1 protein-coding gene is annotated in these 571 nt (G+C 50.4%); it reads right to left on the minus strand.

The features are described from left to right. The coding region (locus VT06_RS17145) for an IS66 family transposase zinc-finger binding domain-containing protein (RefSeq protein WP_046555546.1) at window positions 1–571 on the minus strand (571 nt) is incomplete at both ends.

Here is a 571-nt window from a genome sequence, read left to right on the forward strand (position 1 = left end):
GATTAGCCAGCGGCTCATGGTTTGGCGACTGAGTTCAATGCCGGCCTGAGTAAACATTTTTTCCTGCCGGTACAGCGGCAGGCCGTAATGCATTTTGCTGCTGATGATTTGCGCCAACAGACTTGGTGTTGCCATGCTTTTGGGCATGATAGAAGGCGGTACATCGGCAATTTGTATGGCCACTTCCGTACCCTGGTTTTCGCATGCACGGCAGCTGTATTTGGGGCGTATATTTCTGATGACGCGAATTTGTGCTGGTACGAACTCTATCTGCTCACTGACTTCTTCGCCCATCCGATGCAGGGCATGGCCGCAGCAGGCACAGGTTTTGTCCACGATGTCGTGAATAACATCAACTCTTGGTAATTCAGCGGCAATTCTTGGGCGGCGCGGTTTGGTCTGCTTTTTTGAAGCCTTGTTTTCACACTGCACAGCTTCAACCTGCGCGATTTCTTCATCAACCAACTGCTCGGCTTCGTTTAATACCTCGCCATCACCCTGATAGCTTTCGCTGCTGGGGCTATATTTTTTGTACTGGGCAAGGTTATATTGCTCCAGCAACTGCTGCAGT

The sequence above is a fragment of the Arsukibacterium sp. MJ3 genome, assembly GCF_000987765.1.
Lineage (GTDB): Bacteria > Pseudomonadota > Gammaproteobacteria > Enterobacterales > Alteromonadaceae > Alishewanella.